The organism is Streptococcus sp. 1F3, assembly GCF_054968985.1.
The window spans coordinates 1-9,649 of record NZ_JBUEQR010000092.1 but is presented as its reverse complement, the minus strand read 5'-3'; the positions used below and the strand labels follow the sequence as shown (position 1 = coordinate 9,649).

The following is a 9,649-nucleotide window of genomic DNA, read 5'->3' as shown; positions in this document are numbered from 1 at the left end:
CTTTTTTTCTATACTCAAAAAGGCTCCATAATCTCTACAGTGGATTTACCCACTACAGAAATTATAGAGCCCAACTTTCTTACTGTTTAGTTCGAAATAAGGGTTTCTAAGCCTACCTTCATCATGTCTGTAAAGGTTGTTTGGCGTTCTTCTGCCGTCGTATCCTCATCAGGGTTCACCAAGCTATCAGAAATCGTCATGATTCCAAGTGCCTCTACGCCATGTTGTGCAGCAAGGTAGTAAAGTGCAGCTGCCTCCATTTCAACAGCGTGAACTCCCATAGTCCCCAATTTTACATTCTGCTCAAAGAAATTCGAATAAAAAACATCTGTTGACAAGACAGATCCAACATGCGTTGTCACTCCCAAATCTTTAGCAATGTGATAAGCCTTGTCCAACAAGTTGAAACTTGCAATCTGCGGGAAGTCATACATGGGCCAATCATTGCGAATCATGTTTGAATTGGTTGCTGCAGCTTGTGCCAAGACCAATTCACGGACATGTACATCCGGATTGAGTGACCCAGCTGTCCCTACACGAATCAAGCGTTTCACCCCATAATCCACAATCAATTCACGGGCATAAATTGAAATGGAAGGCATGCCCATACCAGTTCCCATGACACTGACCCGCTCTCCTTTATAGGTTCCTGTATAGCCAAACATACCACGGATTTCATTAAACAGGACTGCGTCTTCCAAGAAGTTTTCTGCAATGAATCTTGCCCGCAAGGGATCTCCAGGCAATAAAATCTTGTCAGCAATTTCACCAAGCTTTGCTCCAATATGAATAGACATTCTTCTCTCCTTTTATAATCCTGCTAAAATCGCCTTAACCAATCCCTTGAAGTCTTCTTTGATACGGGTCGTCACTTCGACCACCTCTTCGTGATTCAGTGAACTTTGGAAACCTGCTGCATAGTTGGTTATAGCTGAGATTCCTAGAACCTTCATACCAGAATGTACAGCCACAATGACTTCTGGTACCGTTGACATTCCAACCGCAGAAGCCCCCATGGTTTGATAGGCACGAATTTCTGCTGGTGTCTCGTAGGTTGGACCAGATACTCCCAGATAGACACCTTCTTCTACTTGGACACCGATACTCGCTGCAATTTCTTTTACTTTCACGCGATAGTCCTTGCTATAAGCATCTGACATATCTGGGAAACGTGGACCAAATTCCTCCAAGTTTTCACCGATCAATGGATTGGTTCCAATCATGTTGATATGATCACGAATCATCATGAGGGTTCCAGGGCCATAGCCAATTCCGCCTGCTGCATTGGTCACAATCATACTGTGGCAACCAAGTGCTTTCATCACACGAACAGGGAAAGTCACAACCTCCATTGGATTGCCTTCATAGTAATGGAAACGTCCTTGAAGCGCCAAGACTTTCTTTCCAGCTAAATCTCCATATACCAATTTTCCAGCATGCCCCACGACAGTTGACCGCCCCCAGTTTGGAATATCTGCATAGTCAATGATAATAGCATTTTCTACCTCATCGGCTAATTCTCCCAAACCAGATCCCAGAATCAAACCAAATTCTGGTGCTGTAAGACCTTTCCTTTCCAAAAAACACTTTGTTTCTTGAATTTTTTCCATTAGTGACATTTACTGTTTCTCCTTGTTTTGATATACTTTCTGCCACTTTCGAATCTTGGTTCGAAAGTGGGTACATGATACAACGGTCTTGATATGAATCCATTTCCAAACAGACCACTTATAGTTGTTTAGTTTACTTTTAGTACTAGGCAACAAGCTGCAGGCTGCTTCAACAGTCTAATGACTGTTGAAGGTTGGAAATCATACTGACGATAGTCAGTAACAATCGTAGAGTAAGGCAAAGTGAGTTCCAATCATCTGGAAGAGTGAAACAGTTCGGCGGACTGTTTCAGCCTGAGCCTAGAAATTTGAGAGCGAAGTGGGCAAGGTTGGAAATAAGGAAACGGAGTTTCCGCAATCGTTGAAGTAATAAAAGTTAAACTAAATGAGTATACTAGGTGTTGAACTTGCCCATTTGCAACTCTTAGGCAGAAATAACTCCTCGTCAGTATAGCAATCTACCTACTCTAAGACACGACCTAGCTCTTCCTTAAACTGAGGAGCCAAGACCTTTAAAGTATGTATCAGGCGTTGCATAAAGGTCTGACAAAGACCATGCAGCTAATTCCACTTAAAATCTCTATGCGATACTACGACAAGAAGTCGTGCCTTCTCTTTTCCAACAAGTACCACCAGCCTAACTGATAGGCAATCATCTGGACTGGACTTCGATCAACTCCGTCATTTTTCCCACTCTGAAATCGCTATAAATTCCCTGACAAACCAGGCTACTCGCTTTTCAATTTCAGTTATGAGAGCTACCTTAGATTCATATTTTTCACTGCATCTTAGACTAATTTCTCTAGGAAACTTTCTCCAATCTGACTTTTTTCAACGCCAAAATTCTCTGCAATCGTTGCTGAAATATCCGCAAAGTGTCCCACTGGGATATGACCAGCACCTTTGAGTGATTTTCCAAAGAGGAGTAAGGGAACATACTCACGTGTGTGGTCTGTTCCGACGTAGGTCGGATCATTTCCATGGTCTGCTGTAATCATAAGAAGATCATCCTCACGAAGATTCTCCATGATTTCTGGCAGGCGAGCATCAAATTCTTCCAAACAATCACGATAGCCCTCGGCGTCACGACGATGCCCATAAACTGCATCAAAATCCACTAGGTTGGTGAAAGACAGCCCTTGTGTAAAATCCTCTTTTTGCAAAAGCTTGATCAACTGGTCAACACCATGGTTGTTGGATTTGTTATGTCCCATATCATGAGAAATCCCTGCACTATTAAAGATATCATTGATCTTTCCAACCCCGTAGGTATCAATACCAGCTGCTTTCAAATGATCTAAAACAGTTGGAGCAAATGGAGAAACAGCATAGTCATGACGATTAGCAGTCCGCACGAAATGCCCAGGTCTTCCAAGGTAGGGACGTGCGATGATACGCCCTAATAAAGACGGACGTTCAAGGGTAATCGAACGAGCGTATTCACAAATCTTGTAAAGTTCTTCCAGCGGAATCACTTCCTCATGAGCTGCAATCTGAAGTACGGGATCTGCAGAAGTGTAGACAATCAATTCTCCTGTCTCCATTTGACGTGGACCAAAGTCATCAATAACTGCTGTTCCAGAATAGGGTTTATTTGCCTCTCGAATGATATTCCGTCCTGAAAATTCTTCAATTTTTTGGAGAAGCTCCTCTGGAAAACCTTCCCAAAACGTGTCAAAGGGATCTGTGATATTAAGTCCCATGATTTCCCAGTGACCTGTCATGGTGTCTTTTCCACGTGATACTTCTTCTAATTTCGTTACATAACCTATGGGATTTTCTTCAATCGCAACCGTTTTAAGCGGTGTATCACGCTCAATGTTCCCAAGCCCAATTTTAGCCATATTGGGTACAGTCAGTCCCACCTTTTCTGAGATATGTCCCAAAGTATCTGAAGTCGTATCTGGCTTTCCTGCATTGAAAAATTGATCTGCATCAGGCGCTGCACCAATCCCTACAGAATCTAATACGATAACATGCATGCGTTTAAACCTTGCCATCTTTTTCTCCTTTAATATGAATAATCACCTCTATTATAACACATAGATACTCTGCTCGTCATTTCTAGGTAAAACGATTGAGGATAGCTATATAGCATTTACAATTGAGTTCAGAACAAAGACTGACTTCCTTGTATTCCTCGAACACTTCGGTAGTCTTCTATTTTTCAGTCGCTTTTTATACGCCCTCATATCTTGGTTTAATTGAACTCGAGCTAAAAGCTCGGAAAAAAGACTGACTTCCTTGCGTTCCTCGAACGCTTCGGTAGTCTTCTATTTTTCAGTCGCTTTTTACACGCCCTCGTATCTTGGTTTAATTGAACTCGAGCTAAAAGCTCGGAAAAAAGACTGACTTCCTTGCGTTCCTCGAACACTTCGGTAGTCTTCTATTTTTCAGTCGCTTTTTACACGCCCTCGTATCTTGAATGCAAGCACTATAAGTATCGTGTTGATTCTCGAAGTATTAACGCTTTTCAAGGAAACGTACTCCATCTGGATAGCCTACGATCACTTTTGAAACCAAATGGATAAAGAGCCCGTGTTCCACAACTCCAACGGTATGATCTAATTCATTAGCTAGAGCTTCTGCATCTACAATCTCTTTTAGATCTAAATCAATGATATAATTTTTCATGTCTGTCACATGCTTTTTACCATCTTTCATACGGAAACTTGGACGATACCCCTTTTCCTCAAAGGACCTAAATAAATTTTCAGACCCATATTGAACGACTTCAACTGGTAATTTAAAGGCACCCAAGGTATCAACCACCTTCGACTCATCGACAATCCAAATACAGTCCTTACTGTTTACTGCTACAATCTTTTCCATAAGAAGAGCGGCACCTCCGCCTTTAATCCCATTAAAAGCAGCATCCACTTCATCAGCCCCATCAACTGTCACATCCACATAAGGGACTTCATCAATAGATTTTAAGGGAATACCAAGAGAGGCGGCATGTTCAGAGGTCGCATTGGAAGTTGTAACACCAATGATAGAAAGTCCTTCTTCTTGAACACGACGCCCCAACTCTTGCACAAAATAATAGGCGGTTGATCCTGTTCCAAGTCCAACAATCATCCCATCTGTCACACATTCTGCAGCTTTCAAGCCGACCTGCTCTTTCAAGTTTACCATGACTACATCTCCTTTTAAAACGTTTTCCCTTCCAGTATACCACTTTACAAGCCGTATTGAAAATGAAAATTAGCTTTTGAAATTGCAAAAAAACACTTCGACCATTCTTTAGTCTTTGAAGTGTTTTACGATTCTTATTTATCTCCCAAATTGACACTTGGGACAGTTGTTGAAGCGTCAGATGTAGCTTGAAATAGTTCCACTTTTTCATAACCAAAGATTCCTGCGTAAATGCTGGTTGGGAATCGTTTGATTTTTTTATTGTAGGCTGTCGCAACTGTATTGTAATCTTTACGGGCAACTAGGAGACGATTTTCTGTTCCCTCTAACTCTGTAATCAAATCAGAGACTTGCTGATTAGCATTAAGTTGCGGATAGTTCTCCGTTAGAACCAAGAGACGAGAAACTGCTGAATCAAGCTCGCTCTGCCCTTCTTTATACTCGGCAGATCCTTGCTTACTAGAGCCAATTTTCGCACGCGCATCCGCTATGGCTGTAAAGACTTCTTTTTCATGTTCCATAGCACCCTTAACAGAGGCTACAACATTGGGAATCAAGTCATAACGACGTTGCAATTGAGTATCGACATTCGACTGGGCATTTTCAACCTCCGCATAGCTATCAACAAGACCATTATACTGTCCAATCGCTCCCATTGCGATAAAGACAATCGCTAAAATGGGAATGAGAATATAGAGGAGTTTTTTATTCATTATCTATTCCTTTCTTTTTCCTACCAACCAGATGAGGCACCACCGCCACCTCCGCCACCTCCAGACCAGCCACCACCACCGAATCCTGAAGAACCAGAGTGGCTACTAGAGCCGCTAGAACTATTGAGTAACATCCATAATAAGCTTTTACCACCGCCGCCACCACGACCTCCACGGCCACCACTCTTCATAATGATGAACATGACGATCAAGATAAAAATGGCAGGGATGGCAAAATAGGCATCTTCATCTTTATCATATCGTTCTTCTAATTTATCTGTACGTGCTTGATTTGTACCATAAAAGCTATCTCCAATGGCATCTACAATATAGCGAACACCGCCATCGTAATCTCCCTGTTGGAAAAAGCTACGTGCATCTTCTAAAATGCGCCTTGATGCAACATCTGTCAACACAGTTGCCGCCTTGTCTGAAGTTTCAATCCGAAACTTACGGTCTTCCAAGGCAATAACAACCAGTACACCATTATCAGTACCCGCAAAGCCGATCTGCCAGTTGCGAAACACCTCATTAGCCAAGGATTCGATATCACCTGAAAGTTGATTGGTCATATAGACCCCGACTTGGAGCTGTTCCTCCCTTGTCTTCCAAACCTTATTTTCATCGTCAATAGCTTGAATTGTTTCCTGTGATAGAGAATTTGTTTCATCCAATACTGTTGATTCTTGCGGTCGATTAGGGACTTGTGCAAACACGGAAGGGATAGAGAGCAGTAAAATAAGCGAAACCAGCAACATGCCGATAAGCCATCGCATAGCTTTCTTCATAAGATGACCTCCTTGAAGATTTATTCTTGAAAAGAGCAAGTTTAGATCCTCTTTCCCGGATACTCCTCCTTGTCTTTCTCGTCTCCATCCAAGCGATATGTAAAATCTGTCTTTAGATTATCAACGAGTGTTGTTCCACTACCTACCATCCTACCATCGCTTGACCGCTTTCACATTGATAACGTCTAAGGTCGATACGAATCTGTTGTTTGAACATCGGTAGAGAACTGCTCACTACTGATATAAGAGCACTTTTCTAAAAATGGAATCATACATCCCCAACGACCAATTAGGGGACGAGGCTTGCCTAGACCCGTTATCACAATCGCTTCATTGGGCTTAGCAGATACATGACCGAGAATAAAAAGGATAATCACTAGTAAAACAAGAATACCAATGACGATAGTAGTAAACCTTTTCTAGCTTTATAGTTTTAGTATATCATTTTTTCTTCCTTATTGTAAGGATTTTCACAGTTCGAAAGCATGTTCTTGACAATGTTTTGAAGGACAGGTACTAGCTCTGCTTTAAACCAAGGATTTTTAGCCTGCCAAATATTATTACGGGGAGAAGGATGAACGAGTGGAAAGTATCGCGGTAGGTAGTCCTCATAAGAACGGACTGTTGCCGTCAAGGTTCGCTTCTTCTTCTCTTTCAAATAATAGTCCTGGGCATATTGACCAATCAATAAAACCATCTCAAGCTGAGGCATAGTAGCTAGAATCTGCGGATGCCACTTCGCTGCAAAGCCTTTTCTGGGCGGTAAATCACCCGATTTCCCCTTTCCTGGATAGTAAAAATCCATGGGTAGAATAGCGATTTGCTGGGCATTGTAGAAAGTATCTCCATCAAGACCTAGCCATGCCCGTAAATGATCACCACTCGGATCTGCAAATAACTGCTGACCTTTCTGGGCTTTCAAGCCTGGGGCTTGACCAACTATCAGAAGCTTTGCCTGACTATCTGCCTGAAACAAGGGCTGAATCCCTTGTTCTGTATAGACTTGATTAGCTGGATCGTTCATAATTGCTGATCGGATATTTGCTAGGCTTGGCATAACTCCCCTTTACGAAAGGAACCAGAATCTGCCCAGCTCCTTCTATTATTTTAGCATTATCATTTGGTTAACTCATAAATCGCTTCTGCATAAATGGCTGCTGCTCGCATCAAGTCTTCCACATCTATAAATTCATTGGCTTGGTGCATCGTATCTGTATAACCTGGGAACATCGCTCCATAGGCAACACCCCGTTTTAAGAGACGACCGAAAGTGCCCCCACCGATAACTTGTTCGTAGCCTTTCAAGCCTGTCTGACCTTCATAGACATCTAATAAGGTCGCAACAAGTGGATCTTCCATTGACACATAGTGCGGGGTGTGTCCTTGTTCTGACAAGGTGACATCGGCTACAGCCAATTTCTTCAAAACTGCCTGAATGGCTTCTGGGCTCGTGCCTTTTGGATAACGGAAATTGAGGGCAATCGTGTTGTCTGTTACCGTTTCGTCAAAACAAAAGACACCTGCATTCATAGATAAGGCTCCCATTTTCTCATCTGTGTGTGCCACACCGAGTGCCTGTCCTAAATGGTCTTCAAACAAAATCTCTCCTGCAATAGTGAGATAATCCTTGGCTGGTCCTGCAAAATCAAATTGATGTAAGAAACGAGCTAGGTAGGTCGCACCATTGACACCAGATTGCGGAGAGGCTCCGTGGGCTGATTTCCCAATAATGGTTACCTTGAATTTGCCATCTTCTTCTACCAATTCAAAGGTGACCTTATGCTCTTGTGCAAAAGTAGCTAATCTATCCGAAAGATTTGGCAGCTCTCCTGATATGAGGGCTGTAGCAGATTCTGGTACCATATTTTCACGCAAACCGCCTGTAAAGCGATGCAAACGAGCTGCTCCATCATTTTTTCCAGCAAAATGGAGGTACTCGGTGATATTTCCCTTTTCTCCGTTGATAATCGGAAACTCCGCATCTGGTGAAAAACCAAAATCAGGCTCTTTAACCCCACTATGCTCAAAGTAGTAGTCCATGTCTGCCCAACCAGACTCTTCGTCTGTCCCTACAACAAAGCGAACCTTCTTGGAAATGGGCAAGCCCAATTCCTTGATAATCTTGAGACCGTAATAACACGCCATGGTCGGTCCCTTGTCATCACTTGAACCACGTGCATAGAGTTTTCCGTCCTTAATGGTCGGAGTATAAGGATCCGTATCCCAGCCACTTCCTGCTGGCACGACATCCATGTGGGCAAAGATGCCAAGCACTTCATCACCATCACCGTATTCAAAATGCCCCGCATAGTTGTCTACATTTTTAGTTGGATAACCGTCACGCTCTGCAATCTCCAAGAATTTATGGAGAGCCTTGACAGGTCCTGGTCCAAATGGATGCTCCGCATCTGCTAAACTGTCATCACGTTCAGAGTTGATTGCCAGTAGACTGAACAAATCAGCCAGCAAATCCTCACGACGCTTTTCCACTTCCGCTTTAAAATCAATCGTCATCTGATTCTCCTTTTCAAGTATGAATTGATACTATTCTATCACAAACTAAAAGAGATTTCATTGATTTGGTAAGGAAAAGGCAGGGAAAACAACTGAACAAAGCACTTCTATACATTTTATGCTCCAAAGATTTTCCGCAAATTCTTTTTCGATAGAAAATTACAGATCGGAACAATTAGGCATACGAACTGGTTTATGGTTTTTATCTCTTTATCATTGAATACGGGCTAAAAGCTCTTGTATCTTGATTTATACTCATTTCGTTTCCCTTTTATTACTTCAACGATTGTGGAAACTTCGTTTCCTTATTTCCAACTTCCAATCATCTGCTAGATGAATTGTGGAAACTTCGTTTCCTTATTTCCAACTTCCAATCATCTACTAGATGAATGGTGGAAACTACGTTTCCTTATTTCCAACTTCCAATCATCTGCTAGATGAATGGTGGAAACTACCTTTCCTTATTTCCAACTTCCAATCATCTACTAGATGAATGGTGGAAACTACGTTTCCTTATTTCCAACTTCCAATCATCTACTAGATGATTGGAACCCGCTTTGCCGTACTCTACGATTGTTACTGACTATCGTCAGTATGATTTCCAACCTTCAACAGTCATTAGACTGTTGAAGCAGCCTGCAGCTCCTTGCCTAGTACTAAAAATAAACGAAACACCTATAACTGAATGTGTCAAATCTCACACTATTGCAATGACACTCATCAAAAATCAAATGCTTGTTCATTTCAAAAAGGTTAGAAAGATGACCACAATTGCATCTTTCTAACCTTTTTACTTCCATATAATAGAGGCTCTATAATTTCTGTAGTGGGTAAATCCACTGTAGAGATTATGGAGCCTTTTTGAGTATAGAAAAAAAGTCCCATA

The 9,649-nt window shown here is 42.0% G+C and carries 8 protein-coding genes and 1 pseudogene; all 9 read right to left on the bottom strand.

What is annotated here, in order from left to right; translation table 11 throughout:
* Positions 1-86: 86 nt before the first annotated feature.
* The 9 genes and pseudogenes from deoD to pepV all read right to left on the bottom strand — a co-directional run bounded on the left by deoD (position 87) and on the right by pepV (position 8,763).
* Complete coding sequence (deoD, locus tag ACVPON_RS08410; protein WP_462878181.1) at positions 87-797, bottom strand: purine-nucleoside phosphorylase; 711 nt, start codon at positions 795-797, stop codon at positions 87-89.
* A 12-nt stretch (positions 798-809) separates the two neighbouring features.
* Complete coding sequence (locus tag ACVPON_RS08405) at positions 810-1,619, bottom strand: purine-nucleoside phosphorylase (RefSeq protein WP_462878180.1); 810 nt, start codon at positions 1,617-1,619, stop codon at positions 810-812.
* 779 nt (positions 1,620-2,398) lie between these two features.
* On the bottom strand, positions 2,399-3,610 hold the full coding sequence (locus ACVPON_RS08400; RefSeq protein WP_462878179.1) for a phosphopentomutase: 1,212 nt from the start codon (positions 3,608-3,610) through the stop codon (positions 2,399-2,401).
* A 463-nt stretch (positions 3,611-4,073) separates the two neighbouring features.
* Entirely contained in the window at positions 4,074-4,748 is a 675-nt protein-coding gene (gene rpiA, locus ACVPON_RS08395) for a ribose-5-phosphate isomerase RpiA (RefSeq protein ID WP_462878178.1), read from the bottom strand.
* A gap of 134 nt (positions 4,749-4,882) precedes the next feature.
* The gene (locus ACVPON_RS08390; protein ID WP_462878177.1) at positions 4,883-5,461 is read right to left on the bottom strand and encodes a LemA family protein; all 579 of its coding nucleotides are present in this window, start codon (positions 5,459-5,461) and stop codon (positions 4,883-4,885) included.
* A 20-nt stretch (positions 5,462-5,481) separates the two neighbouring features.
* The gene (locus tag ACVPON_RS08385) at positions 5,482-6,249 is read right to left on the bottom strand and encodes a TPM domain-containing protein (RefSeq protein WP_462878176.1); all 768 of its coding nucleotides are present in this window, start codon (positions 6,247-6,249) and stop codon (positions 5,482-5,484) included.
* A gap of 165 nt (positions 6,250-6,414) precedes the next feature.
* Positions 6,415-6,653: pseudogene (locus ACVPON_RS08380) on the bottom strand (flotillin family protein); the annotation flags it as partial.
* Between the two features lie 29 nt (positions 6,654-6,682).
* The gene (locus tag ACVPON_RS08375; protein WP_462878175.1) at positions 6,683-7,306 is read right to left on the bottom strand and encodes a uracil-DNA glycosylase family protein; all 624 of its coding nucleotides are present in this window, start codon (positions 7,304-7,306) and stop codon (positions 6,683-6,685) included.
* Between the two features lie 59 nt (positions 7,307-7,365).
* Positions 7,366-8,763, bottom strand: coding sequence for a dipeptidase PepV (gene pepV, locus ACVPON_RS08370; protein WP_462878174.1), 1,398 nt, complete (start codon positions 8,761-8,763; stop codon positions 7,366-7,368).
* Positions 8,764-9,649: the final 886 nt, after the last annotated feature.

What these genes read in the sequence shown, in the direction of transcription:
- pepV (WP_462878174.1), bottom strand. Translation starts at nt 8,763, where the DNA reads ATGACGATTGATTTTAAAGCGGAAGTGGAAAAGCGTCGTGAGGATTTG.
- ACVPON_RS08390 (WP_462878177.1), bottom strand. Translation starts at nt 5,461, where the DNA reads ATGAATAAAAAACTCCTCTATATTCTCATTCCCATTTTAGCGATTGTC.
- rpiA (WP_462878178.1), bottom strand. Translation starts at nt 4,748, where the DNA reads ATGGTAAACTTGAAAGAGCAGGTCGGCTTGAAAGCTGCAGAATGTGTG.
- ACVPON_RS08400 (WP_462878179.1), bottom strand. Translation starts at nt 3,610, where the DNA reads ATGGCAAGGTTTAAACGCATGCATGTTATCGTATTAGATTCTGTAGGG.
- deoD (WP_462878181.1), bottom strand. Translation starts at nt 797, where the DNA reads ATGTCTATTCATATTGGAGCAAAGCTTGGTGAAATTGCTGACAAGATT.
- ACVPON_RS08385 (WP_462878176.1), bottom strand. Translation starts at nt 6,249, where the DNA reads ATGAAGAAAGCTATGCGATGGCTTATCGGCATGTTGCTGGTTTCGCTT.
- ACVPON_RS08375 (WP_462878175.1), bottom strand. Translation starts at nt 7,306, where the DNA reads ATGCCAAGCCTAGCAAATATCCGATCAGCAATTATGAACGATCCAGCT.
- ACVPON_RS08405 (WP_462878180.1), bottom strand. Translation starts at nt 1,619, where the DNA reads ATGTCACTAATGGAAAAAATTCAAGAAACAAAGTGTTTTTTGGAAAGG.